Here is a 23,566-nt window from a genome sequence, read left to right as displayed (position 1 = left end):
AGCGATCCGTGAAGCGTCAACCCTCCGGCCTGGAGCCGGGTCCCCCGGGTGGAGACCAAATGCAGCCAAGTGTGTCCCGTCCGCCCCATGCCCTGACCGGGCCCTGGTACAGAATCCAGGCGATCACGGCGCCCTCGCGCAGTTCCTCGGCCGAGTGGGACTTCGTCACCGTCCTGCCCGCCGTGCTCTCCACGGCCCAGCGCGGCCGGCCCTTCGTGGTCGGCTGGCTCTCGCGGGGATCCGGCGCCCCGCTGGAACTGATCACCAACGCGGGGCCGCTGACCCCGCCGCGCCCGCCCCGCAGGGCCGCCACCGCCGAGCCCGAGCCCGTCCCTGCCGGTCCCGAGCCGCTGCTCTTCCCCGGCGGCGCCCGCGGCGTGCGGATCGGCGACGAGTGGCTCCGCGACCTGTCGGACCTGGCCTGGACCGTCTGCCCCGGGCGGCAGGCCCCGCCGCTGGGCGGTCGGCGCGAACCGGACGCCGACGAGATCAGGCGGCCCACGCTCTTCGAGTCGACGCTGGTCACGCTCATGTCCCGGCCGTTCGCCTGGCTGGTGGTGGCCGAGCAGACCGACCTGCTGGACGCCGAGGTCGCGCACCTGCGCACCCAGCTCAACGTGCTGCGGCAGTACGGCGACGCCTCCGAGCGCTCCCGCTACGACGCCGAGCGGGCCGAGCGGCGCATGCAGGAGCTGGACGCCTTCCGCGAGGCCGGGCTGTGGAACGTCCGGGTGCTGGCCGGGGCCGCCGGACCCGACGAGCTGCGCCAGATCGCCCCGGTGCTGGTCGGCTCGGCCGAGATGAGCCACCACCCCTACCGCCTGCGCAGCGCGCTGTCCGGTCCCGTCCTGGGGTTCGCCGAGGCACTCGCGACGACGCTGCAGGACCCGGCCGACGGCGCCGCGGCCCCGTTCGCGGCCACCGCCGGGGCGCTGGCCGCCCTCGCCGGGTTGCCGCACCGGGAGGTCCCGGGCGTGCGGGTGCTCGACGCGGGCTTCTTCGACGTGACCAGCGAGGCCGACACCGTGCCCGGCGCGCTGACCGTCGAGCTCGGGTCGATCCTCGACGGCCAGGACCGGCCGGTCGGCTCGTTCAAGGTCCCGCTGGCCACCCTCAACCGGCACGCGTTCGTCACCGGCGCCACCGGTTCCGGCAAGTCCCAGACCGTGCGGCACCTGCTGGAGCAGCTCACCGGCGCGGGCATCCCGTGGCTGGCCATCGAACCGGCCAAGTCCGAGTACGCCGCGATGGGCGGCCGCATCGAGCACCTCGCCCCGGTGACCGTGATCAACCCCTCGGCCCCGGAGAGCGTGCCGTTCAGCGTCAACCCGCTCGCCCCCGAACCCGGCTACCCGGTCCAGGCGCACATCGACATGGTGCGGGCGCTGTTCATGGCGGCCTTCGACGCCGAGGAGCCGTTCCCGCAGATCATGTCGCTGGCCCTGCAGCGGGTGTACGAGGCCAACGGCTGGGACGTGGTGACCGGCTGGGCGGCCCCCGGCGCGGCGGTGCGGCCCGCGGTGCCGACCCTGGAACAGCTCCAGCGGCACGCGATGGACGTGATCAAGGAGATCGGATACGGCCGGGAGGTCCAGGCCGACGTGGAGGGCTTCATCTCGCTCCGGCTCCGGTCGCTGCGGGTCGGCTCGGCGGGCCGGTTCTTCGAGGGCGGGCACCCGGCCGACATCGGCGACCTGCTCCAGCGCAACGTGGTGCTCGCCATCGAGGACGTCGCCAACGACGAGGACAAGGCGTTCCTGATGGGCACGCTGATCATCCGGATCGTGGAGCACCTGCGGATGCGGGCCAGGAAGGAGCGCAGCAGCGGGCTGCGGCACGTCATCGTGATCGAGGAGGCGCACCGGCTGCTCCGCGACCGGGGCGCCGGGCGGGCCAGCACGCACGCGGTCGAGCTGCTGGCGGGCATGCTGGCCGAGATCCGCGCGTACGGGGAGGGCATCGTGGTCGCCGAGCAGATCCCCACCAAGCTCGTCTCCGACGTGGTGAAGAACACCGCGCTGAAGGTCATCCACCGGTTGCCCGCCGAGGACGACCGGCACCTGGTCGGCGCGGCGACCAACCTGAGCGAGGAGCAGTCGCGCCAGGTCGTCTCGCTCCCGCCGGGGGTCGCCGCGGTCTTCGCCGACGGCATGGACCGGCCGCTGCGCATCCAGGTGCCGCTGGGCGAGGACCGCGAGCGCCCGGTGCCCGGCCACCTGCCGCCGATCTGCGGGCGCCGCTCGGCCGCGTGCGGGCAGGAGTGCCAGGAGGGCCGGGCGTGCACGCTGGTCGAGCTGCGCGAGGCCGACCTGCTCGCCGAGGCGCCGGAGTGGGCCTGGCTGCGGATCTGGACCGACACGCTGGTGCTGGCGTTCTGCACCAACCGCCCGGTGCCGGGGGTGCCGCGCGCGCTGGCCGACCTGTGGTCGGAGCTGCCCGCGCGGCGCCGCGAGTGCCTGCTGGCCACGACGGTGGAACGGAGCGTGGGCCGGCGCGCGTGGTCGCTGCGGACCGTCGGCGACCCGGCCACGCTCACCGAGCAGGTCGCCGCGGTCGCGACCCGGCTGCTCGGCCCCGACCGCGAGCCCGGCGAGCGGCCGGGACCCGCGTGGGTCATCCCGCAGGTGCGGTGGCTGCACGAGGTGGACCGGCTCTTCCCCTACGGCCGGCCCGCGCCCAACCCGCGCGGAGCCGCACCGGTGATGGAGTACGCGCTGTTCAGCCGCGCCTCGGGCGCCTCGGAACTGCTCGGCCACCGGGCCAAGGCATTGCGCCACCACCCCCTGTCCATGGAGGTGGACCGCAACCGGGAACTGGCCTGGCGGGCGATCCTGGGCGACGACGAGCGCGAGGGGGTGGACCGCGACGTCGACACCGTCACGATCGGCATCGACCCGGCCGAACGGCTCCGGCACGTGGCCCAGACGATGGGGGCCGGCTGGCTGGAGAGCGTGCTGTCCTGGCCGCGCCGGTTCGTCCTGCCGTTCGACGGCGGCTCACCGGAACCGGCCGAGCTCGCCTTCGCCGAACGGTGAGGCGTCCCGTCCGCGGACCCGGGACGGCCCGGGACGGCCCGGGACGGCGCGGAGTGGTCCGGGGTGGCCCGGGGTGGCCCGTTCCGCTCCCGTCCGGCCCGATGATCCGTTCCGGGCGGGCGTACGGCGCGCGGCCGGAGGTGGAGGTACCGAAGCAGGGCTAGGATCTGCGGCATGAACGATTCGGCGATCCCGGTCCCCGGGCGGGGCCCGCGGGCCGCGGGGTCGTTCCACGACCGGTCGCCACGCGAGGAGACGGCATGACTCAGCTTCCGCTGCGGGCGCAGCTCGCGACCGCTCTGGGCCGCACGGCCGCCACCCTGTCCCGGGTCACCGGACGCGGGGACGGGTCGGTGATCGGGGGCCGGGTCAGCCTGGTCCTGGAGCCCGACCTGCTGCGCAAACTCGCGCACGACCGCAAGCTCGTGCTGGTCAGCGCGACCAACGGCAAGACCACGACGACGCGCCTCATCACCTCCGCGCTGTCGGAGCTCGGCGACGTCGCCACCAACGCCTTCGGCGCCAACATGCCCGCCGGGCACGTCTCGGCGCTGTCGTCGGCCAAGCACGCCCCGTACGGCGTGCTGGAGGTCGACGAGAAGTACCTGCCCGAGGTGATCGACACGACCGGCGCGGGGGTCATCTGCCTGATGAACCTCAGCCGCGACCAGATGGACCGGGCCGGGGAGATCTGGCTGCTCGCCCAGAAGTGGCGGCGGGCGCTGGCCGGGAGGAACACCCACGTCATCGCCAACGCCGACGACCCGCTGGTGACCTGGGGCGCCTCCACCGCCGCCTCGGTCACCTGGGTGTCGGCCGGGCAGCCGTGGAAGGAGGACTCCTGGTGCTGCCCCGAGTGCGGCGGCCCCCTCGACCGCAAGGGCATGGAGTACGTCCCGCCGGGCGGCGTGGGCAGCGGTGCCCCCTCCGTCGCGGGGGAGAACGACTGGGCCTGCCGCGAGTGCACCTTCCGCCGCCCCGAGCCGTCCTGGGTCCTCGACGACGACGCGGTCGTCGACCCGCGCGGCCGGCGCTGGGTGCTGGACATCCAGCTCCCCGGGCGCGCCAACCGGGCCAACGCGGCGATCGCGCTGGCCACCGCCGAGGCGTTCGGCCTGCCGGTCGAGCGGGCGCTGCCCCGGCTGCGCGAGGTCAGGTCGGTCGCGGGCCGCTACACCACGGTGGAGCGCGACGGCCGGCACGCCCGGCTGCTGCTGGCCAAGAACCCGGCCGGCTGGCTGGAGGCCTTCGACGTGCTCGACCCCTCGCTGCCGGTCATCCTCTCGGTCAACGCCCAGGGGCCCGACGGCCGCGACACGTCGTGGCTGTGGGACGTCGACTACCGGGTGCTGCGCGGCAGGCCGGTGTTCGTGACCGGCGAGCGCAGGCTGGACCTCGCGCTCCGGCTGGACGTCGCCGACGTGCCGTTCCAGCTCGTCGGCTCGTTCGAACAGGCGCTCGGCGCGCAGCCGCCGGGCAAGGTCGACGTCATCGCCAACTACACCGCCTTCCAGCAGATTCGATCGGAGTTCGGTCGTGCAGTCTGACAGCGCCCTGCGCCTCGTCTGGATCTACCCGGACCTGTTGAGCACGTACGGCGACCAGGGCAACGTCCTGGTCCTGGAGCAGCGCGCCCGGCGTCGCGGCATCCCGGTCGAGACCGCGCACGTGCGCTCGGCCGACGCCGTCCCGGAGAGCGGTGACATCTACCTCATCGGCGGCGGCGAGGACCGGCCGCAGATCCTGGCCGCGGAACGGCTCCGCCGCGACGGTGGCCTGCACCGGGCCGTCCAGCGGGGAGCGGCCCTGCTGGCGGTGTGCGCGGGCTACCAGATCATGGGCACCACGTTCGGCGGCGAGGAGGGCCAGCCGGTCGACGGCATCGGCCTGATCGACATCGCCAGCGGCCGGGGCGAGGGCCGGGCGGTCGGGGAGCTGGCCGGGGACGCCGACCCGGTGCTCGGCATCCCGACGCTGACCGGGTTCGAGAACCACATGGGCGTCACCCGGCTGGGACAGGGCGTCCGGCCGCTGGCGCGTACCGCGGTGGGCACGGGCAACGGCGACGGCACCGAGGGCTGCCACATCGGCAAGATCGTCGGCACCTACCTGCACGGCCCCGCGCTGGCCCGCAACCCCGGCCTCGCCGACCTGCTGCTCACCTGGGCGGTGGGCGCCCAGCTTCCGCCGATCGACGACGCCTGGTTCGAGCGGCTCCGCGAGGAGCGCCTGGCCGCGGTACGCCCGGGCTGAGGCGGTGGGCCCGGGGCCGGACCGGACGCGGTCCCGCGCGTCCGGAACGGCCCGTCTCCGGTACGCGTGACCGCATTCACCGCGGACCTGCCGTGGCCGTCTCCGAGGGGGAACCCTCTACGCCCAGGACGAGCCCTGGCCGGTGGCGAACGTCGCCGCGTGCTCGCGGGCCCAGGTCGTGAAGCTGCGCAACGGGCGACCGAGCAGCCCCTCCGCGATCTTGTGAGTGTCGTCGTCGTGCTCGCTGAACCATCGCAGTGTGGCCAGAAGATGCTCGATGTCGTGGTCTCCCATGCCCATCGAGCCGAGTACCGCAGGCGCCTCCTCCACGCTCACCTCGTCGAGCACGATCGGCAGCCCGGTCGCGTCGCGCAGCGCCTGGACGCGCTCGACGGCGCTGACGGGTCGGCCGGCCACGTGGACCCGACGGCCGTCGAAACGTTCGCCCAGCAGGACGTGTGTGATGACCTCGGCGAGGTCGCTCTCGTGGATCAGCGGCACCTTGGCGTCGGCGTACGGCACGCGGATCGGGCGCCGCTGCGCGATCCGGCTGATCCAGCTTCCCCCTGCCAGGGGGTACGTACCGGTCAGCGTCGCGGCCATCACCGCGGACGGGACGACATGGGCCCACGCCATGCCGGACCGCTCCACCACCACCTCCACCGCCAGCCAATGCCAGTACTCCGGCGGCAGCGTGATCTCGATGTCGGGGCCGTGCGACGACAAGTTCACCACCTTGGCGACACCACGGGATCGGGCGAGCTCAAGGGCGCCGTGGACGGTCGCCGGGTCCGCCCCCGCCAGGAACACCGTGCCGACCCCGTCGAAGACGTCCGGTGTCTCCTCCCACCGCGTGATGCAACCGGGGACGAGTTCCACCTGGCTCGGCCAGTCGCCCGTACCGGGTTCGGCGAGGACTCGGGTGGCGACGTTCCGTTGCAGCAGCTCGGTCACCAGGGCGCGTCCGACGGGCTCGGTCGGCACGGCACCGGGATAGTCGACCAGCGGGGCCACGGTCACCAAGGTGAGCACGCCAAGAACCTCCCATACCCAGAGTGACGGTGTACAACGCCGCCGGTCGCCGGCGGCCTCGGGCCGCGACCACACCCACGACCGCGATGAGCCGGATTCGCCGGTGGGCGCCGTTCAGTAGACGAGGGCCTGGACGCCCTCGCCGAGGACCTCCTCGACGAACGTGGGGGCGCCCGCGATGCGGACCCCCTCGATCACGTCGTCGACCGTGATCTCCCGCCGCGCCGCGCACTGCGTGCAGAGCGTCACCCTGCCACCGGCCAGGACCGCGCCGAGCAGGTCGTCCAGCCCGGCCGCGTGCGGGAGGGAGAACGTCTCCGCCCGCCCGGGGAGGGCGAACCACGACGCCTCGCCGGTCAGCCAGAGTGAGACGGGGACCCCGCTCGCCAACGCCGCCGCGGCCACCGTGAACGCCTGGTTGCAGCGCTCGGGTGCGTCCTCGCCGGCGGTCACCTTGATCACCAGTGATCGTGCCATGTGCGAAGCCTATGCGGGTCCCCCGCGCGGGCGCGAACCGTACCGGGGCGGCTCTAGGCTCGGACCCATGGACGTTCCCGAACTTCATCCCGATCTTGAGCCGATCGCCTTCCTCGTGGGCAGGTGGGAGGGCGCCGGAGTCGGGGGATATCCGACGATCGAGAGCTTCAACTTCGGCCAGGAGATCGTCTTCGGTCACAACGGCAAGCCGTTCCTGACCTACACCAGCCGCACCTGGCTGCTCGACGAGGCGGGCGCCAAGGTCCGCCCGCTGGGCACCGAGACCGGTTTCTGGCGCCAGCTTCCCGGACGCCAGCTGGAGGTGTGCCTGTCCCACCCCACCGGCATCGTGGAGATCTACGTCGGGGAGGTGGTCTTCCACAAGATCGAGCTCCAGACCGACGTGGTGGCCCGTACCGCGACCGCCAAGGAGTACACCGCGGGCCACCGCCTGTACGGCCTGGTCAACGGCAACCTGATGTGGGCCTACGACATGGCGGCGATGGGGCAGCCGCTCCAGTCGCACATCTCGGCCGAGCTCAAGCGGGTGGGCGACTTCGTCCCCGACAGCTGATCCGCGGGAACCGGCCGGGGGCGCCGCCGGTGTCGCGGGCCGGTCCCGGCCACCGGCCGTTCGCGGTCGTCGTCGGGCGCTGCCAGGCGCTGCCAGGCGTTGTCAGGCGCTTTTCGACCGGGCCGCGGGCCGTCCGGGAGCCGCGTCCCCGGTGCCGGTGTCCCGGGCGGTGACGTCCCCCGCCGCGGTGGTGTCCCGGGCGGTGCCGCCCGTCCCCTCGGCCGCGTCGGTCCCGGGGCGGCGCAGCGTGAGGAGCGCGACCACGAGGGCGGTGAGCAGCAGGGCCGCGGAGACGGTGAAGGCCAGGCGGTAGCCGCCGGTCAGCGCGGCGGCCTGGCCCTGACCGGCGGCCAGCAGCTCCCCGGTACGCGAGGCGGCCAGCGTGGACAGCACCGCGACACCGACGGCCATGCCGACCTGCTGGGTGGTGTTGAACAGCCCCGACGTCAGGCCCGCGTCGTCGGCCCGGGCACCGGACATGCCGAGCGAGGTCAGCGCGGGCAGCACCAGCCCGCCACCGGCGATGAGCAGCATCACCGGGAGCAGGTCGGTGACGTAGTCCGCGTTCACCGGGACACGGCTGAGCCAGCCCATCGCCCCGAGCAGCAGCGCCAGGCCCGCCACCAGCACCGTGCGCTCGCCGAAGCGGGTGTTGAGCCGGGCGGAGACGAACAGGGACACGCCGCCGATGGACACCGCCGCGGGCAGCATCGCCAGGCCGGTGTCGAGCGCGCCGTAGCCCAGGACCTTCTGCACGTACAGCGCGAGAAGGATCTGGAAGGCGAACATGGCCGAGAGCGTCAGCATCTGCGCGAGGTTGGCGCCCACGACGTTGCGCGAGCGGAGGATGCGCAGCGGCATCAGCGGGGTCCTGGCGGTGGCCTGGCGGACGAAGAACGCGGTCAGCAGCGCGAGCGACAGCGCGCCGAGGCCGAGGGTGTGCGCCGCGAGCCAGCCGTACCGCTCGACCTTGACCACGGTGTAGATGCCGAGCATCAGCCCGGCGGTGACCAGCACGGCGCCGAGCGCGTCGGCTCCGGCGGCGAGCCCGGCCCCGCGGTCGTTCGGCAGCACCCGGATCGCCAGCGCGATCGTGGCCAGCCCGATCGGCAGGTTGATGAAGAAGATCCAGTTCCAGCTGAGCGCGTCGGTGAGCACCCCGCCCAGCACCTGGCCGATCGAGGCTCCGGCGGCACCGGTGAAGCTGAAGACCCCGATCGCCTTGACGCGCTCGCGCGGCTCGGTGAACAGCGTCACCAGGATGCCCAGGACGACCGAGGAGGCCATGGCACTGCCGACGCCCTGCAGGAACCGGGCGCCGATCAACTGGCCGGGCCCGCCGGCGGCCCCGGCCAGCAGCGACGCGGCGGTGAAGACCGCGTTGCCCGCCAGGAACATGGTCCTGCGGCCGATCAGGTCCCCCAGCCGGCCGGCCAGCAGGAGCAGCCCGCCGAAGGCGATCAGGTAGGCGTTCACCGTCCAGCTGAGCCCGGCGGGTGAGAATCCCAGGTCCCGCTGGATGGCCGGCATCGCCACGGTGACGATGCTGCCGTCCAGGATCGTCATCAGCATCGCGGCCGACAGGACGGCGAGCGCCGTCCAGCGTGACCTGCCGGTGCCGGCCGGGTCCGGCAGGGAGGAAGGGGTGGGTGACATGGTCGTCTCCTGTCCGAGAGGGAACAGGAGAGACCGTAGCAGATAGTTTTGTTGTAGACGATCCTTGTCGGATCTACTTTGTGCTCTGCCGTGCCCTCCGGGCCGCCTGCGGGGCCTCGACCGGGGTGGCCAGGTGTCCTTCCGTCAGCCGCCTCATGGCCCTGACCAGCACCTCGGCCTCGTCGCCCGGCAGCGAGTCCAGGATCGCCCGGTGGACGCCGTCGACGATCTCCTGACTCCGCCGCGCGACCTGGGCGCCCTTCTCGGTGACCACGATGATCCGTGCCCGCCGGTCCGTGCGGGACGGCCGGCGCTCGGCGAGCCCGGCCTTCTCCAGGGCGTCGACGGTGACGACCATCGTGGTCTTGTCCATGTCGCCGAGCTCGGCGAGCTGGATCTGGGTGCGCTCCTCCTGCAGGGCGTGGACCAGCACGCAGTGCATGCGCGGGGTGAGCCCGATGTCGGCGAGCGCCGCCGCCATCCGGGTCCTCAGGACGTGGCCGGTGTGGTCCAGCAGGAACGACAGGTCCGGCTCGGTGCGGGTGACTGCCATGGCGATCATGTGCCTCAGTCTACCAACTGGTTTCCTTGTGGATTATCTACGTCAGGACGCATCAGGTCGGACGCCTCGCGATCCCGGGAACGACCCGTCGTTAGGCTTCCGGGATGGACACTCCCTTCACCCCCGACGTGGTCGAGGCGATCAGGCGTCACATGAACGACGACCACGCCGACGACGCGCTGCTGATCTGCCGGGCCCTGGGCGGGCGGCCCGAGGCCACCGCCGCGACGACCACCGGCGTCGACGCCGAGGCGATCGAGTTCGCCGCCGTGGTCGACGGGCGGGAGGTCACCGTACGGGTCCCGTGGGGCACCAGGCTGACCGAGCGCGCGCAGGTCCGCGCCGAGGTGGTGCGGCTCTACCGCGAGGCGTGCGCCGAGCTCGGCGTCCCGCCCCGGGGCGAGCACTGACCGCAGGCCCCCCGGGACCCGGGTGCCGGACGAGGGGGGCGGGGTGACCCGGAGATCACGTCCGCCCCGGGAGGGCACGGCGCCCGGGGGACGCCGTCCCGTTCGGCGGGGCCTGACGAGGTCCGGCCCGCGACGTCCCTCAGGAGGCGACCTCGATGCGGGCGGTGAGGCCGTAGTTGAATCCCTTGCCGGGAGTCGACCTGCCCTCGACGGCCTGGGGCTCGCCGCTCGCGATCACCGGGATGCTGAGCAGCAGGTCGTCGCCGATGTGGTCGTCCTCCCAGACCTCGATGGTGAACGAGGCCCCCGGCGTCACGGTCAGCCGGGTGTACGGCCCGGCGGACCTGTAGGTGCTTCCGGAGCACTTGGCGGCGGCACTCGTCCAGGTCCAGCAGTATCCGAGCCTGGTCTCGGCCTCCTCGCCGTTGGTGGGCCACATGTAGTACTTGTCCTGGCCGTCCTTGAGCTCGACGCGGACCTCGTCCTGGCCCTTCTCCTCCAGGTCGAACGCCTCGAGCGAGCCGAGGACCAGGACGAGCTCGCCCGCGACGGGCGCGCCGGACTTCAGCCGGACCTTCCGCTCGCCGGGATCGGCCGCGGCCTGGGCGGGTGCGGCGAGGAACGCGGCCAGTGACAGTGCGGCGGCCGTGGCGGCGACTCCGGACAGGAGCGTGCGCATGTGATCCTCCGTCAGGCGTAGGTGGGCTCAAGGCGGAAGACGAACCGGTAGTGGTAACCGTTGATGTTCGCCTCGTGGGGCTGGTACTGCGTCTCGCTGATCGGCTTCGGCCAGAGCGGCACGTTGATCAGCACGTCGTCGCCGATGTGGTCGTCCTCCATGAGCGCGACCATCAGGAGCCGTCCGTTCGCGGGAAAGGTCGCCGAACCCGAGTTCACCGACCTGGTGTTGGTGCCCTCGGGGCAGGCGTCTCCGGCGACGTGGACGCAGTCGAACCGCGCGACCGACAGGTCGTCGTCGTTGTACGGGAAGACCCGCTTCACCGTCTTGTCCTTCTGGGCGATCACGTAGATCTCGTCGTGCCCGCTCTCCTCCAGCTCGTACGCGACGATGCTGAGCAGGGAGACCCGCACGTTGGGGGCGGGCTCGTCGGCGTGGGCGGCGCCGCCCGTGAGCAGTGTCCCCGCGAGCAGCGCGCCGCCGAGCGTCACGCGGGTGGATGACCGGAACATCGTCGTTCTCCGTTCGTCGGTGATCGTGCGCCGCCATCATGGGCCGGGGCTCTTGTGGTCTCCTTGGAACTCACTGCGCCCGGCGTTCCCGCCGTGGGCGGCCGGTGAGAGGTTGATGACGGTCGAGTCACTGCTGAGACTCTGCGTGACGTTCGTGGAAAGCTCCGAGTACCAAAATTTCCTGAAACAGGGAGGTGCGGTGAAGCCACGAGCGCTCGTCCTGGCGCCCATGCGGGGTCCGGAATGGAACCGTCTCAGGGAACTGGTCGACGTCCACTACGACCCGGCCGAGCACCGCCCCCACCGGGCGGACGACCTCGCCCGCCGCCTGGCGGACACCGGCGCGCGCATCCTCGTCACCGAGGCCGACGAGGTGGCCGGCCCGGTCCTGGACCTTCCACTGCTGGTCGTGGGGTGCGCCCGCGGCGACGCGGAGAACGTGGACCTCGTCACGGCCACCGGCAGGGGCATTCCCGTGGTCTGCGCCCCGGGGCGGGACGCCGACGCGGTCGCCGAGCTCACCCTCGCGCTGATCCTCGCGGTGACCCGCCGGGTGGCGGTCGGCGACCGGGAGATCCGGCAGGGCGCGGTCTCCCGCCTCCGGCACCGCGCCTGGGAGCTCGCCGGCCGGACCGTCGGCCTGATCGGCTACGGGGCGGTCGGCCGCGCGCTGGCGTGGCGGATGAAGGGGCTGGGCATGCGCGTCATGGTGTACGACCCCGAGGCCGAGGAGAACCGGTACGGTCTCGACGTCCTGCTGGCCCAGGCCGACGTGGTCTCGGTGCAGGCCCCGGCGTCGGCGGGCCCGCTGGTCGGCGCGGCGCAGTTCGCCGCCATGAAGACCGGAGCGATCTTCGTCAACACCGCCGACCCGTACCTGTACGACATGAACGCGCTGGTGGGGGCGTTGAAGACGGGGCACCTGGCCGGTGCGGGTCTCGACCGGTTCGCCGGGGAGTGGCTGGAGCCCGGTCATCCGCTCACCGACATGGACAACGTGGTGCTGACCCCGCACGTGGGCGCGTCCACCTACGACACCGAGATCAACCACACCAGGATGATCTGCGAGGACATCGTCAGGGTGCTGGGCGGGGAACGCCCGCTGCACTGCGCCAACCCCGGCTTCCGGGAGTGACCGCGCGTGGGGGACCGTCGTGACGGCGCGGGGCCGCGGAGCGTTCGGCCGGTCGCCTACGGAGTGTGGGGCCGCCTACGGAAGGAAGGCCGGAAAGGGAAGAACCCCGGGCCACTTCCCCCTGCCGGGCAGGGGGGCCGGTGGACTACAGGCGGGATCGCTCCCGCCCTCCGGCGGCCCGGGGTTCCGGTGATTGTCTTGGATTCGCCGAACGTCGCCAGACGCCCGGACAGAGTCCGGTCGCGGCGTCCTAGCGGACAGCCACCTCGCTAGCCCAACTATGATCAACCATTGTTCGGACCACCTCCTTTCGGCGTGCCTGTACGTTATGAAATCCTGGGCCCGAGGGCAAATGAATATCCACATCGGCCGTAAAGATCTTCAGACCCGCCCCTGACCAGGCGTTTCCCTCGGCCGCGGTGCCGCTCACGAGGCCGGTCGCGGCGCGGTTCCGAAGCGCCCGCGGGGTCGCCCGCGGCACCGCGCGGACCGTCCGCGAGGCCGGAGGGGAAGAGGGCCGAAGATCCGGTGATCACGACGGCGAGCAGGGCCCCGGTGCTCTTAGACTCGTGCCATGACCGAGACGTCGTGGCATGAGGAACTGCGGGCGCGCGGTTACCGGGTCACCCCGCAACGCCAGCTGGTGCTTGAGGCGGTCAAGGACTGCGAGCACGCCACCCCCGAGGAGATCTGTGCCCGGGTGCGGGAGACCGCGCGCGGGGTGAACATCTCGACCGTCTACCGGACCCTGGAGCTCCTGGAGGAGCTCGGCATGGTCACCCACAGTCATCTCGGGCACGGCGCCCCCACCTACCACCTGACGGCCGAGGCCGACCACGTGCACCTGGTCTGCCGCGGCTGCGGGGAGATCAGCGAGGTCAGCCCGGACCTGGTGAAGAACTTCGTCACCCACCTGGACACCGAGCTCGGGTTCGCCACCGACGTGCACCACCTGACGATCTTCGGTCGCTGCCGCGACTGCCGCTGAGCCGCGGCCGTCGCTCCCGGCGGGGCCTCGTAGGCTGGGGGTATGCGAAGCCCTCTGCTGGACACTCCCGGCGCGGTCGCGGCCGAGGCCCCCGACGCCGACGTCGCCGGACACTACGGCGACCCGTTCGCCGAGCAGCGCGCGCTGCTCGCCGGGGAGGCGATGGTCGACCGGAGCAACCGCGAGGTCGTCCGGATCGCCGGGCCCGACCGCCTGAGCTGGCTCAACAGCCTCACCTCGCAGAAACTCGACGACCTGCAACCCGGCCGGCCGACCGAGACGCTGCTGCTGGACGCCCAGGGCCGGGTGGAGCACCACCTCGTCCTCGTCGACGACGGCGAGGCCGTGTGGGCCCATGTCGAGCCGGGCACCGGTGCCGCGCTGGCCGCCTTCCTCGACCGGATGCGGTTCATGCTGAGGGTCGAGGTCACCGACGTGACCGAGCGCTACGCCGTCGTCTCCGTGGGCGCGAAGGCGCGTCCCGTACCGCCCGAGGGGACCGTCGTCATCGGGCAGGACCTCCTGCTCCCGCGCGAGCTGCTGGCGGTCGGGGTCGGCCTGGGCCTGGCCGGGCTCTGGGCGTACGAGGCGCTGCGGATCGAGGAGTACCGTCCCCGCCTGGGCTTCGAGACCGACCACAAGACGATCCCGCACGAGGTGGGCTGGATCGGCACGGCCCTGCACCTCAACAAGGGCTGCTACAAGGGGCAGGAGACCGTGGCGCGGGTCCACAACCTGGGCCACCCGCCACGGCGTCTGGTCTTCCTGCACCTGGACGGCAGCGTCGACACCCTGCCCAGGCACGGTGCCCCGGTGACCCACGACGGCACGGAGGTCGGCTCCGTCGGCAGCTCGGCGCGCCACCACGAGCTGGGTCCGGTCGCGCTGGCCGTGATCAAGAGGACCGTGCCGGTGGACGCCACGCTGGAGGCCGGGGGGGTGGCCGCCTCCCAGGAGGTGGTGGTGCCGCCGGACGCCGGGCGCAACGTCCAGATCGACCCCGCGCTGCGCCGCCGCATCCGCTGACCGCTCGACGCCCGTCCCGGCCCTGACCCGGCCCTGACCCGTCCCGGACCGGTCGGGTCCTGTCACGCCTTGGACCGGCCGGGTCCTGTCCCGGACCCGGCCGGGTACTGTCGTGCTCCGGACCGGCCGGGGCCGAGGCGGTCACACCTCCAGGATCAGGGTGATCGGCCCGTCGTTGGTCAGGGCGACCTTCATGTCCGCGCCGAACACCCCCGTCTCCACCCGGGCGCCCAGCTCGCGCAGCGCCGCGCAGACCGCCTCGACCAGGGGCTCGGCCACCGGGCCCGGCGCGGCGGCCTGCCAGGTGGGGCGGCGTCCCTTGCGGGCGTCGCCGTACAGGGTGAACTGGCTGACCACCAGCAGCGGCGCGCCGACGTCGGAGCAGGACCTCTCCCCGGAGAGGATCCGCAGCCCCCAGAGCTTGGCGGCGAGCCTGGACGCCTCCGCCGGGGTGTCGGTGTGGGTCACGCCCACCAGGACCAGCAGTCCGGGCTCGTCGACGGCCCCGACCGTCACACCGTCCACCGTCACCGACGCGGAACTCACCCGCTGCACCACAGCACGCATGTCCCCATCATCCCGTGTCGTGCCCCCTGCCTAGACTCTGGGCGAAAGGAGACAACGGTGTCTGCTGAGTCATTGTTCGTCGATGTCGTCCGGTCGGGGTTCGTGGAGTCGGTCCACCGGGCCAGGGTGCTCGCGGTGGCCGCCGACGGGTCGCTGGTCAGGGTGCACGGAGCGGTGGACGCCCTGGCCTCGCCGCGTTCGTCGGTGAAGCCCCTGCAGGCCCTCGCCATGGTCCGCGCCGGGCTCGGCCTGACCGGGGAGGCGCTCGCGCTGGCGTGCGCGAGCCACTGGGGGGAGCCGTTCCACGCCGAGGGGGTACGCGGCATCCTCGCCGGGGCCGGGCTGGACGAGAGCGCGCTGCGCTGCCCGGAGGACCTGCCGCTGGACGCCACCACCCGCGACGCGGTCCTGCGCTCGGGGAACGGCCCGGCCAGGGTCCACATGAACTGCTCGGGCAAGCACGCGGCGATGCTCGCCACCTGCGTGGTCAACGGCTGGCCGACGGAGACCTACCTCGACCAGGCCCACCCGCTGCAGCGGGCCGTGCGCGCCACGATCGAGGAGCTGACCGGGGAGCGGATCGCGGCCGGCGGGGTGGACGGCTGCGGCGCCCCGCTGTTCTTCGTCTCCATGCTCGGTGTGACCCGCGGGTTCCGCGCCATGGTCACGGCGGGACCGGGCACCCCGGAGCGCCGCGTCGCCGACGCGTTCCGCGCCCATCCCGAGTGGACCTCGGGCACCGGCCGGCCGGAGGCCCGGCTGATGCGGGCCGTCCCCGGCCTGATGGTCAAGGGCGGCGCCGACGCGTTCCTGGCCTTCGCCCACACCGACGGGCGCGCGGGAACCGTCAAGATCGAGGACGGCGGCCAGCGGGCCGTGGTCCCGGCCACGGTGACGGCCCTGACCGCCCTCGGGTTCGAGGGACCCGAGCTGGACGAGCTCGCCACCGTGAGCGTGCTCGGCGGCGGGCGCCCGGTGGGCGAGATCCGGGTGCGCTGACCCTCCCGCCCCCGTCGCCCCCGTCGCCGTCGTCCCCGCCGTCCCGGGGAGGACGGCGGGGACGGGGCGTCAGAGCGAGCGGAACTGCCGGGTGGTGGAGATCGCTCCCGAGGTGGTCATGGTGAACGTGCGCATCGAGTCGGCGAACCTGGACAGGTCCCACTCGGCCGGGCCGTGGTACCAGTACAGGTGGTCGGCCTCCTGGCCGTCGCCGGTGACCGAGGAGACCACCCGGGCCCACCGGTCCACGCTGTCGAAGATCACGGCGTAGGGCAGGTAGCGGGAGAACAGCTCCACCCGCTGGGCCACCGGGACGTCGTGGCCGATGTCGCCCGTGGACAGGTACTCCCTGAACCCCAGCGTGTGGGCGAGGGCCCCCGCACCCTTGGCGGTCTTGGCGGGCATGTACTGGCCGCCGACGGCCAGGGCCGCGCCCGCGATGATCAACGCCAGGCCGAGCAGCCCGTACGTGGTGAACCAGGCCAGCGCGACCGTGGCCAGCACGCCGAGCACGGTGAGCACCACGCCCGCGGTCGTCCAGCGGGTACGGACCGTGTCGGGGCGGCGGGCGAACCAGCCCTGCGAGACCACGTCGCGGTAGAGCGCCTCGCGGACCTTGCCGAGCTTGGCCCCGAACGAGCCGTGCAGTTCCGAGAGCAGCACGGCGTCGCGGTCGTCGAAGATGGCGTCGTAGAGTTCCCGCTCGTACGGCATCAGCGAGGTGACCTGTCCGCCGGGCAGCCGCACCAGCCTCCAGTCGGGCGTCTGGTAGGTCTGCCGGGGCTGCTCGTCGATCCTGAGGTAGCCCCGCACGGCCAGGTCGACGATCGTGGCGGTCACGTCCACCACGTCGGCCTGCTCGTCCATCAGGGTGCCGATCTGGCCGGGACGGACGCCGTCCGGCGGGGCGAAGTGACCGTCCCGCACGCCGCTGAGCGACCCCGACTCGTGGCCGACCACGCGGGCGTCGCGTCCCCGCGTCCAGTACAGCAGGGCGAGGCCGCCGAGCAGCAGGAGCAGCAGGGCGGCCAGCGCGCCGCCGGTGACGGTGTTCACGGCGAAGGCGTTGGACAGCTCGAAGCGGCGCTCCAGGACCGGTGCGCCCTTGCTGGCGTCGCCGGGATAGCCGACGACCACGGTGAGGACCTCTCCGGCGCCGAGCCCCTGCTGCCCGAACTCGCCGGTGACGCCGGTGTGGTCCATGGACGCCTCGGTGCAGGCCATCGCCGAGGTCGGCGGGCCTGCGAAGCACGACAGGCTCTGCATCGCGGCCGGGCCGTTCACGACGACCTTGGCCCGCTCGACCGGGACCGACCAGCCGCCCACGGCGTACCAGCGCAGTTCCTGGGCGCCGGCCATCGGGGTGACGGTGCCCCCGACGTCGTACTCCAGCGTGGCCTTGCCGGTGCCCTTCAGGGTGATGGCGCCGTCGGCCAGCGTGGCATCGCCCTTGAGGCCGGTGACCGGGTAGAGCCGGTCGTCGGTGTCGTCGTGGCGGGTCCGGCCGACGAGGCTCCGCGACGGCGGGGGCCCTTCGAAGACGACCTCCTCCTTGACGTGCAGTACGCCGTCCTGCCGGAGCTCCAGCCGGACCGTCGTGCTCGTCACCCTGCCGGCCCGCACGGCGGCGGGCACGGAGCCCGCGAGGCCCACGGAGCCGACGGAGCCCCCGAAGGTCACGGAGCCCCCGAAGGTCACGGAGCCCCTGGTGGACACCGAGGCCACCGAGGTCGCCGGGGAGCCGGGGAGGGCGACCACGGAGGCCGGGACGGGGGACGCGGGCACCGAGGGGGCCGCGGAGGCGAGAACGGGGGACGCGAGGGTGGGGGACGTGCCGAGCGCCAGGATGAGCACGGCCGTCACGGCCCGCCTCCCGGCCACCCGGCGCCAGAGGGATGCCGCCATGGCTCGCGAGCTTAGCGAGAACCGCCCGCCCATGACGGACACTCCCAAACCCGGTTTTTCACCCGATGAGTACTCATGTACGTCGTCTGGTGGATCAAGACGCGGCCCGCGTCCCGGATCCTTCCCGAGGATGCGGCTTTCCGGCCACGGCAACCGACGGGTATCTGCCATCATGTCGGCAGTCCGACGTTTCCCGAGGTGGCATGCGCGCGCCCGTACACAGACGACCGTGGGCGCCCGCGGTCGCGTTCCTCGTGCTGATCTCCTGTCTCGTCCCGGGATGCAGCCTTGTGACCGGCACGGCCGTACCGGTCCCGGGCGGTACGCCGCACCCCTCCTCCGCCGTGACCATGCCGCCGTCCCGGGCCCCGCTCGTCATGGTCATCGGTGACAGCTTCACGGTCGGCTCCGGTCCGGTACGGGGATGGAACGGCTACGCGGCACGGGTGGCCCGGGAGCTGGGCTGGCAGCTCGTCACCGCGGGTGCCGCCGGGACGGGCTACGTCAACCCCGGCAGGGTGGGGCGGACCTTCCAGCGCTCCTTCGAGGAGGAGCTCGCCTGGCGTCCCGCGCCCGATCTGGTGATCGTCTCCGGCGGGCGCAACGACCGCCGGATCAGGGCCGCAAGGATCGAGAACGCGGCCGTCCGGCTGGTGGAGTCGATCAGGCGGCGGTGGCCGCACACCGGGATCGTGATGGTCGGCCCGATCTGGGTGGCCAAGGCGCCGCCGTGGGCGTACCGGATCAGGGAGGCCGTCGCGATCGCGGCCGAACGGCTGGAGGTGCCCTTCCTCGATCCCCTCGACGTGCTCGACGCGCACGGCCGGGGGTGGGGTCGCGGGGCCGTCCTGCCCGACGGCGTGCACCCCACCCTCCTCGGCCATCTGCGCCTGTCCCGCTGGATGATCGCCGCGTTGCGGGAACACGGCATCGAGGCCGGCCCGTCGTAGCGAGGCCCCCGGACCGTACGGCACACGGCCCGCGCGGCACGGCCCGCGCGAGGCCCCTACGGCACGCGGTCCGCTCCGGCGAGCCGCGCGACACGGTCACGACACGGCCCGCATGACACGCGATCCGCATGACACGGCCCCGCGCGGGCCGGTGGGATCCGCGCGGGGCCGGGTCGGGTGACGGTGCTCAGGGGACGGCGTTCAAAGGACGGCGGTCAGGAGATGACGGGGGTGGGCGGGGCGCCGGTGCCGTTCCAGGTGCCGATGAAGCCGAAGGTGGTCGAGCCCCCGGCGGGGACGGAGCCGTTCCAGGCGGCGTTGACGAAGGTGAAGACGGTTCCGGCACCCGAGACGGTGGAGCTCCAGCTCTGGGTGACGCCCACCCCGGCCGGGTAGGTGAGGGTGGTTCTCCAGTTGGTGACGGCTGCGGTGCAGGTGACGGTGACCTCGCCCTGGAAGCCGCCCTGCCAGGAGCTCACGGTGCGGTAGGTGGAGGTGCAGCCGGTGGGCGGGGTGGAGGTGGTGGTGAAGGTGGTGGTGGCCGAGGGGGTGGAGGTGTTGCCGGCGGCGTCGCGGGCCACGACGTGGACGGTGTAGGCGGTCTCGGCTGCGAGGCCGCTCAGGGTGATGGAGTTGGTGGTGGAGGAGCCGAGTTTGGTGGTTCCTCGGTAGACGTCGTAGCCGCTCACGGCGCGGTCGTCGGTGGAGGCGGTCCAGGTCAGGCGTGCGCCGGTGGAGGTGATCTGGGACGCGGCCGGGGTGCCGGGCCTGGTCGGGGCCTGCGTGTCAGGGGTGCCGGTCCCCCCGGCCAGGGCGTCGTGCACCGCCGTGTACGCGGGTTTGGCGGCGTAGTTCTCGTCGTAGATCAGGGCCGCGCCCTGGCCGGAGAAGGTGTCGGGGACCCAGGAGTACTTGTCGGTGAAGCCCCACAGCGTGATGCCCGCGCACTGGGGCACCGCGAGACAGGCCTTGACGATGTTGGTGTAGTAGGTGGCCTGCAGGGCGTCCTTGGTGGCGTCGCGCGGTGTCTGCATGCGGATGTCGATCTCGGTGAACCGCACCTGGACGCCGAGGTCGGCGAAACGCTGCAGGTTCTCCTGCACCTGGCCCGGGAAGCCGTACTGGATGGCCAGGTGGCCCTGGAAGCCGACGCAGTCCACCGGGACGTCCGCCGCCCGCAGCGAGCGGACCAGGTTGTACATCGCGGTGCTCTTGGCGTTGACGCCCTCGACGTTGTAGTCGTTGATGCAGAGCCTGGCGTCGGGGTCGGCGGCCCGCGCGGCGCGGAAGGCGTCGGCGATGTAGCTCTCGCCCAGCTTCTGGTACCAGAACGAGGTGCGCATGTTGCCGTTGTCGTCGAAGACCTCGTTCACCACGTCCCAGGAGACGACCGCGGGGTTGGAGGCGTAACGGCCGACGACCTTGGCGATGTGGTTCTGCATGGCCGCGCGCATGGCGTCGGCGCCGAGGCTCTGCACCCAGTCGGGTGTCTGGTTGTGCCACACCAGCGTGTGCCCGTGCACCTGCTGGTCGTTCTGGGTGGCGAAGTCGACGATCGCGTCCGCGCCGGCCCAGGTGAACTGGTTCTGGCTGGGTTCGGTGTCCGTCCACTTCATCGCGTTCTCCGCGGTGATCTGGTTGAACTCGCCTCCCGCGATGTCGCGGTAGACGCTCTCGTTCGCCAGGGGGCCGGTGGCGAGCGCGGCGCCGATGAACTTGCCGCGCGCCTCGGCGTGCTCGCGCAGGGGGGAGTCGGCATGGGCCGGTGTGGCGGGGAGCACCGCCATGGCGGCCGTGGCGATCGGGATCAGGGCGGCCGCGGCCGCCCTGAGCGCCGTGCGGAAACCGGACACGGGGGGTCCTTTCTCGGGGCCGGGGAGATCCGGCCGGGAACTGCGATCGGGAGGTCGGCGGGGAGGTCTGAGGCGGAACCGAGGAAGGGGGCACGGCGGCCGGCCGTGCCCCCTTGCCCGGCGGACCGGGCTCCTGGCGGTCCCTCACCGGACGCGCTCCCCGGGAGAGCCGTGCCCTGGGGAGCCGCGTGGAAGGTCTCCGCGAGGGAGCCGCCGTCGTCCGGGCGGGTCCCGTACGGGTGCGTCGCCGTACGGGACCCCGCCGGGGGAGCCGCTCCGTGGGAGCCGCTCGCGAGGGAGGAGCAGGAGAGGACCAGGAGAGGACTAGGAGATGACGGGGGTGGGCGGGGCTCCGGTGCCGTTCCAGGTGCCGATGAAGCCGAAGGTGGTCGATCCCCCGGCGGGGATGGAGCCGTTCCAGCCGGCGTTGGTGAAGGTGAAGACGGGCGCGGCCGCGGAGAGGGTGGAGCTCCAGCTCTGGGTGATGTTCACGCCCGCGGGGTAGGTCAGCACGCTCTTCCAGTTGGTGACGGCTGCGGTGCAGGTGACGGTGACCTCGCCCTGGAAGCCGCCCTGCCAGGAGCCCGCGGTGCGGTAGGTGGAGGTGCAGCCGGTGGGCGGGGTGGAGGTGGTGGTGAAGGTGGTGGTGGCCGAGGGGGTGGAGGTGTTGCCGGCGGCGTCGCGGGCCACGACGTGGACGGTGTAGGCGGTCTGGGCCGCGAGGCCGGTCAGGGTGATGGAGTTGGTGGTGGAGGAGCCGAGTTTGGTGGTTCCTCGGTAGACGTCGTAGCCGCTCACGGCGCGGTCGTCGGTGGAGGCGGTCCAGGTCAGGCGTGCGCCGGTGGAGGTGATCTGGGACGCGGCCGGGGTGCCGGGCCTGGTCGGGGCCTGCGTGTCAGGGGTTCCCGTACCGCCGAAGATCGTGGCCTCGACCGCGGTCTGCGCGATGCCGTTCGCGCCGTTGAAGAGCCGCTCTCCCCAGGGGGTGAGGTTGGCGACGTTGAAGTTGGTCACCTGGTCCAGGTACTCGACGCCACCGCCGTTGCCGCTCCACGACCACCCGAAGTAGCCGATGCCCCTGGCCTGGGCCTGGGCCATGATCGTGTCCTCGTCGGGGTTGCCGTCGGAGTGGTTGAAGCCGAACTCGCCGATCACCAGCGGCAGTCCCGCGGTCTGGAACGCCTGCAGGTAGGAGGTGACCTCGGCGGCCGTGTCGAACACCCCGTACATGTGCACGGAGAAGACCGTGTTGCGCTGCGGGTCGGCGGCGGCGACGGTCGCCGCGTTGTCGCGCATGGTGAAGCTCCAGTCCTGGCCCCAGTTGGGGGCGTCCACCATCAGCAGGTGCTGGAACCCGTTGCTGCGCATCCGGGTGATCGCGGCGGAGGTGGCCTGGGTCCAGTTCGGGGTGGTGGCGTTGTTGCCGATCGGCTCGTTGCCGATGTTGATGACGACGTAGTCCTCCTGGCCGACGAGCGCGCTCTTGACGCCGATCCAGTAGTCCACGGCCTGGTCGAGGGTGTAGGCGCCGCTCTGCTCGCCGTAGCCGGTGGTGTCGTGGTTCTCCAGCACGCAGATGAGCTTGTTCTGCTTGCAGAGCGAGACGACGTTCGCCACGTCGGCGGCGTTGTTGGCGGTCCACCGGCCTCCGCTGAGGACCACCCGGACGGCGTTCGCGCCGAGCGACTTGATGTCCGCGAACGAACCGGTCTGGCTCGCGTACCAGGTGTGCGCGTGGCTGGTGCCGCGCATCACGAACGGGGTGCCGTTGCCTTCGACGATCTTCGTGCCGCTGACGTGCAGGCCGACGGCGGCGTGGGCGGGGGACATCGAGACGAAGAACGAGAGAAAGAGCGCCGCGAGCAGCGCCAGTCGTGTTCGCATGACCTACCTCTGGTGGAGAGTGCCCGGCCGGGCGGAGGGGTCGTCGCGCCCGGCCGGGGCGTGGGGACGGCGGCTCGTGGGAGCCGTCGCCGGGATTCCGGGACGAGATCCCGGCCCGCGGTGCGCATCACCGGGACCGGGGTCTGGGGAGGGTGGGATCTGGTGGGGAGGTCCGGAGGGGCGGGGTCACGGCCCGCGGTGCGCATCACCGGGGCCGAGGTGCGGGGAGGTCTGGAAGGAGAGGGCCCGGCCCGCGGTGCGCGTCACCGGGGCCGGGACCCGGGGGAGGACGGGGGCCCGGCCCGCGGCACGGATCACCGGAGCCGGGACCTGGGAAGGCGAGGTCCCGGCCCGCGACGGGTGGCACCGCGGGCCGGAGCTCAGCCGGTGGTGCAGGTCACCGGAGTGGGGACGCCGTTGGTGCCGTTCTGGCTCGCGGTGAAGCCGAACGACGTCGAGGCGTTCGGGGCGAGCGCGCCGTTCCAGCCCACGTTCCTGACCGACACGTCCGCTCCCGTCTGGGTGTGCGTGCCGCTCCAGAGCTGGTTGATCGTCTGGCCGTTCGGGAACCTCCAGGTGACCGTCCAGCCCGTGATCGCCGAGGTGCCCTCGTTCTTGACGGTGACCTCGCCCTGGAAGGCGCCCTGCCAGCTGCTGCCCACCTTGTAGGTGGCGACGCAGCCGCCGGCCGGGGCCTCGGTCGTGGTGAACGAGGTGCTCTCGGAGGCGGCCGAGGAGTTGCCGGCCGCGTCCCTGGCCACCACGGAGACGGTGTAGGCCGTCGCCGGGGTGAGGCCGGTGAGGGAGTGGGAGGTGCCGGTGGCGGTGGCGACCTTCGTGGTCCCCCGGTAGACGTCGTAGCCGCTGACGCCCACGTTGTCGGTGGAGGCCGTCCAGCTCAGCGTGGCGCCGCTGCCGGTGATCGCCGAGACGACGGGCTTGCCCGGCCGCGTGGGCGCCACGGTGTCCTCCTCCGGGGCCTCGGTCGTGGTGAACGAGGTGCTCTCGGAGGCGGCCGAGGAGTTGCCGGCCGCGTCCCTGGCCACCACGGAGACGGTGTAGGCCGTCG

21 protein-coding genes are annotated in these 23,566 nt (G+C 72.6%); 10 read left to right on the top strand and 11 right to left on the bottom strand.

Annotation, left to right across the window (positions count from 1 at the left end):
* Window positions 1-59 precede the first annotated feature (59 nt).
* The 3 genes from ACZ6RT_RS19700 to ACZ6RT_RS19690 all read left to right on the top strand — a co-directional run bounded on the left by ACZ6RT_RS19700 (window position 60) and on the right by ACZ6RT_RS19690 (window position 5,288).
* On the top strand, window positions 60-3,035 hold the full coding sequence (locus tag ACZ6RT_RS19700) for an ATP-binding protein (protein WP_399185634.1): 2,976 nt from the start codon (window positions 60-62) through the stop codon (window positions 3,033-3,035).
* 260 nt (window positions 3,036-3,295) lie between these two features.
* Window positions 3,296-4,582, top strand: coding sequence for a DUF1727 domain-containing protein (locus ACZ6RT_RS19695; RefSeq protein ID WP_470155166.1), 1,287 nt, complete (start codon window positions 3,296-3,298; stop codon window positions 4,580-4,582).
* The gene (locus ACZ6RT_RS19690; protein WP_470155164.1) at window positions 4,572-5,288 is read left to right on the top strand and encodes a type 1 glutamine amidotransferase; all 717 of its coding nucleotides are present in this window, start codon (window positions 4,572-4,574) and stop codon (window positions 5,286-5,288) included. Before ACZ6RT_RS19695 ends, ACZ6RT_RS19690 begins: the two co-directional genes overlap by 11 nt.
* Before the next feature lie 117 nt (window positions 5,289-5,405).
* On the opposite strand, the gene ACZ6RT_RS19685 is transcribed toward ACZ6RT_RS19690, so the two are convergent.
* Window positions 5,406-6,320: an SDR family oxidoreductase gene (locus ACZ6RT_RS19685; protein WP_399185636.1), complete on the bottom strand. Its 915-nt coding sequence runs from the start codon at window positions 6,318-6,320 to the stop codon at window positions 5,406-5,408.
* Between the two features lie 114 nt (window positions 6,321-6,434).
* The gene (locus ACZ6RT_RS19680) at window positions 6,435-6,797 is read right to left on the bottom strand and encodes a DsrE family protein (RefSeq protein ID WP_470155161.1); all 363 of its coding nucleotides are present in this window, start codon (window positions 6,795-6,797) and stop codon (window positions 6,435-6,437) included.
* Between the two features lie 67 nt (window positions 6,798-6,864).
* Between ACZ6RT_RS19680 and ACZ6RT_RS19675 the strand changes: the two genes are divergently transcribed.
* Entirely contained in the window at window positions 6,865-7,371 is a 507-nt protein-coding gene (locus tag ACZ6RT_RS19675; protein ID WP_344890359.1) for a heme-binding beta-barrel domain-containing protein, read from the top strand.
* A 102-nt stretch (window positions 7,372-7,473) separates the two neighbouring features.
* Here the strand turns inward: ACZ6RT_RS19675 and ACZ6RT_RS19670 are convergent, their stop codons facing one another.
* Both ACZ6RT_RS19670 and ACZ6RT_RS19665 read right to left on the bottom strand, forming a co-directional pair.
* Entirely contained in the window at window positions 7,474-9,027 is a 1,554-nt protein-coding gene (locus ACZ6RT_RS19670; protein WP_470155159.1) for an MFS transporter, read from the bottom strand.
* Window positions 9,028-9,100: 73 nt separating this feature from the next.
* On the bottom strand, window positions 9,101-9,589 hold the full coding sequence (locus ACZ6RT_RS19665) for a MarR family winged helix-turn-helix transcriptional regulator (protein ID WP_399185638.1): 489 nt from the start codon (window positions 9,587-9,589) through the stop codon (window positions 9,101-9,103).
* A 104-nt stretch (window positions 9,590-9,693) separates the two neighbouring features.
* On the opposite strand from ACZ6RT_RS19665, the gene ACZ6RT_RS19660 reads away from it, so the two are divergent.
* Entirely contained in the window at window positions 9,694-9,999 is a 306-nt protein-coding gene (locus ACZ6RT_RS19660) for a DUF2470 domain-containing protein (protein ID WP_470155156.1), read from the top strand.
* A 139-nt stretch (window positions 10,000-10,138) separates the two neighbouring features.
* Here ACZ6RT_RS19660 and ACZ6RT_RS19655 read toward each other — a convergent pair whose 3' ends face one another.
* Window positions 10,139-10,678, bottom strand: coding sequence for a hypothetical protein (locus ACZ6RT_RS19655; protein ID WP_470155154.1), 540 nt, complete (start codon window positions 10,676-10,678; stop codon window positions 10,139-10,141).
* Between the two features lie 11 nt (window positions 10,679-10,689).
* Window positions 10,690-11,190: a hypothetical protein gene (locus tag ACZ6RT_RS19650; RefSeq protein WP_470155153.1), complete on the bottom strand. Its 501-nt coding sequence runs from the start codon at window positions 11,188-11,190 to the stop codon at window positions 10,690-10,692.
* 199 nt (window positions 11,191-11,389) lie between these two features.
* Between ACZ6RT_RS19650 and ACZ6RT_RS19645 the strand changes: the two genes are divergently transcribed.
* From ACZ6RT_RS19645 to ygfZ, 3 genes are all read left to right on the top strand, one after another.
* Complete coding sequence (locus ACZ6RT_RS19645; protein ID WP_399185642.1) at window positions 11,390-12,325, top strand: NAD(P)-dependent oxidoreductase; 936 nt, start codon at window positions 11,390-11,392, stop codon at window positions 12,323-12,325.
* Between the two features lie 574 nt (window positions 12,326-12,899).
* Window positions 12,900-13,313, top strand: a complete 414-nt coding sequence (locus tag ACZ6RT_RS19640) for a Fur family transcriptional regulator (RefSeq protein WP_344890344.1) — start codon at window positions 12,900-12,902, stop codon at window positions 13,311-13,313.
* Between the two features lie 42 nt (window positions 13,314-13,355).
* The gene (gene ygfZ / locus ACZ6RT_RS19635; protein WP_399185643.1) at window positions 13,356-14,339 is read left to right on the top strand and encodes a CAF17-like 4Fe-4S cluster assembly/insertion protein YgfZ; all 984 of its coding nucleotides are present in this window, start codon (window positions 13,356-13,358) and stop codon (window positions 14,337-14,339) included.
* A 141-nt stretch (window positions 14,340-14,480) separates the two neighbouring features.
* Here ygfZ and dtd read toward each other — a convergent pair whose 3' ends face one another.
* The gene (gene dtd / locus ACZ6RT_RS19630; protein WP_399185644.1) at window positions 14,481-14,906 is read right to left on the bottom strand and encodes a D-aminoacyl-tRNA deacylase; all 426 of its coding nucleotides are present in this window, start codon (window positions 14,904-14,906) and stop codon (window positions 14,481-14,483) included.
* Between the two features lie 57 nt (window positions 14,907-14,963).
* On the opposite strand from dtd, the gene ACZ6RT_RS19625 reads away from it, so the two are divergent.
* Window positions 14,964-15,905: an asparaginase gene (locus ACZ6RT_RS19625; RefSeq protein ID WP_470155150.1), complete on the top strand. Its 942-nt coding sequence runs from the start codon at window positions 14,964-14,966 to the stop codon at window positions 15,903-15,905.
* Between the two features lie 69 nt (window positions 15,906-15,974).
* Here the strand turns inward: ACZ6RT_RS19625 and ACZ6RT_RS19620 are convergent, their stop codons facing one another.
* Complete coding sequence (locus tag ACZ6RT_RS19620) at window positions 15,975-17,810, bottom strand: DUF2207 domain-containing protein (RefSeq protein ID WP_470155148.1); 1,836 nt, start codon at window positions 17,808-17,810, stop codon at window positions 15,975-15,977.
* Between the two features lie 203 nt (window positions 17,811-18,013).
* Between ACZ6RT_RS19620 and ACZ6RT_RS19615 the strand changes: the two genes are divergently transcribed.
* Window positions 18,014-18,760, top strand: a complete 747-nt coding sequence (locus ACZ6RT_RS19615; RefSeq protein ID WP_470155146.1) for an SGNH/GDSL hydrolase family protein — start codon at window positions 18,014-18,016, stop codon at window positions 18,758-18,760.
* Window positions 18,761-18,975: 215 nt separating this feature from the next.
* Here the strand turns inward: ACZ6RT_RS19615 and ACZ6RT_RS19610 are convergent, their stop codons facing one another.
* The 3 genes from ACZ6RT_RS19610 to ACZ6RT_RS19600 form a co-directional block, all read right to left on the bottom strand.
* Window positions 18,976-20,613 (bottom strand): endo-1,4-beta-xylanase, encoded by a 1,638-nt coding sequence (locus ACZ6RT_RS19610; protein WP_470155144.1) that lies wholly within the window; start codon window positions 20,611-20,613, stop codon window positions 18,976-18,978.
* A gap of 324 nt (window positions 20,614-20,937) precedes the next feature.
* Window positions 20,938-22,497, bottom strand: a complete 1,560-nt coding sequence (locus ACZ6RT_RS19605; protein ID WP_470155142.1) for a cellulase family glycosylhydrolase — start codon at window positions 22,495-22,497, stop codon at window positions 20,938-20,940.
* A 380-nt stretch (window positions 22,498-22,877) separates the two neighbouring features.
* A partial coding sequence (locus tag ACZ6RT_RS19600; protein WP_470155140.1) for a cellulose binding domain-containing protein occupies window positions 22,878-23,566 on the bottom strand: 689 nt, incomplete at its 5' end.

This window comes from Streptosporangium sp. NPDC050148 (assembly GCF_055586505.1).
This window is presented reverse-complemented; position numbering and strand designations above follow the sequence as displayed.

What these genes read in the sequence shown, in the direction of transcription:
- ACZ6RT_RS19700 (WP_399185634.1), top strand. Translation starts at nt 60, where the DNA reads ATGCAGCCAAGTGTGTCCCGTCCGCCCCATGCCCTGACCGGGCCCTGG.
- ACZ6RT_RS19695 (WP_470155166.1), top strand. Translation starts at nt 3,296, where the DNA reads ATGACTCAGCTTCCGCTGCGGGCGCAGCTCGCGACCGCTCTGGGCCGC.
- ACZ6RT_RS19680 (WP_470155161.1), bottom strand. Translation starts at nt 6,797, where the DNA reads ATGGCACGATCACTGGTGATCAAGGTGACCGCCGGCGAGGACGCACCC.
- ACZ6RT_RS19675 (WP_344890359.1), top strand. Translation starts at nt 6,865, where the DNA reads ATGGACGTTCCCGAACTTCATCCCGATCTTGAGCCGATCGCCTTCCTC.
- ACZ6RT_RS19670 (WP_470155159.1), bottom strand. Translation starts at nt 9,027, where the DNA reads ATGTCACCCACCCCTTCCTCCCTGCCGGACCCGGCCGGCACCGGCAGG.
- ACZ6RT_RS19665 (WP_399185638.1), bottom strand. Translation starts at nt 9,589, where the DNA reads ATGATCGCCATGGCAGTCACCCGCACCGAGCCGGACCTGTCGTTCCTG.
- ACZ6RT_RS19660 (WP_470155156.1), top strand. Translation starts at nt 9,694, where the DNA reads ATGGACACTCCCTTCACCCCCGACGTGGTCGAGGCGATCAGGCGTCAC.
- ACZ6RT_RS19655 (WP_470155154.1), bottom strand. Translation starts at nt 10,678, where the DNA reads ATGCGCACGCTCCTGTCCGGAGTCGCCGCCACGGCCGCCGCACTGTCA.
- ACZ6RT_RS19650 (WP_470155153.1), bottom strand. Translation starts at nt 11,190, where the DNA reads ATGTTCCGGTCATCCACCCGCGTGACGCTCGGCGGCGCGCTGCTCGCG.
- ACZ6RT_RS19640 (WP_344890344.1), top strand. Translation starts at nt 12,900, where the DNA reads ATGACCGAGACGTCGTGGCATGAGGAACTGCGGGCGCGCGGTTACCGG.
- ygfZ (WP_399185643.1), top strand. Translation starts at nt 13,356, where the DNA reads ATGCGAAGCCCTCTGCTGGACACTCCCGGCGCGGTCGCGGCCGAGGCC.
- dtd (WP_399185644.1), bottom strand. Translation starts at nt 14,906, where the DNA reads ATGCGTGCTGTGGTGCAGCGGGTGAGTTCCGCGTCGGTGACGGTGGAC.
- ACZ6RT_RS19620 (WP_470155148.1), bottom strand. Translation starts at nt 17,810, where the DNA reads ATGGCGGCATCCCTCTGGCGCCGGGTGGCCGGGAGGCGGGCCGTGACG.
- ACZ6RT_RS19615 (WP_470155146.1), top strand. Translation starts at nt 18,014, where the DNA reads ATGCGCGCGCCCGTACACAGACGACCGTGGGCGCCCGCGGTCGCGTTC.
- ACZ6RT_RS19605 (WP_470155142.1), bottom strand. Translation starts at nt 22,497, where the DNA reads ATGCGAACACGACTGGCGCTGCTCGCGGCGCTCTTTCTCTCGTTCTTC.